The 250-nt window shown below is 51.2% G+C and carries 1 protein-coding gene; it reads left to right on the top strand.

The genetic code is table 11. From position 1 onward, the window contains the following. Nucleotides 1-250 (top strand): hypothetical protein (locus tag LI126_RS14985; RefSeq protein ID WP_227165713.1); only part of this gene is annotated, 250 nt, incomplete at both ends.

Raw genomic sequence — 250 nt, 5'->3', positions numbered from 1 at the left:
GACAGCTTAGTGCCGGCAGTCTGCAGCTTAACACCGGCATCAACAAGCTGGCGCAAAGCTCACCACAGATCACTAACGGCCTTAACCAGCTGAACTCTGGACTTGGCGAGGGTCAAAGCTATCTGACTGGTCTGCAGAAGTCGGCAGCTGCTGAAACCTTCTACATTCCTAAGTCGGTTCTGCACAGCAAGACCTTCAAGCCAGCAATCGACAACTACATGTCATCCAACCGTAAGATCACCAAGATTAC

The organism is Mediterraneibacter sp. 210702-DFI.5.30, from assembly GCF_020560115.1.
Classification (GTDB): Bacteria; Bacillota; Clostridia; order Lachnospirales; family Lachnospiraceae; genus Mediterraneibacter; species Mediterraneibacter faecis.
Note: the sequence above shows the minus strand (reverse complement) of the source record. Positions and strands in the feature narration are given on the sequence as shown.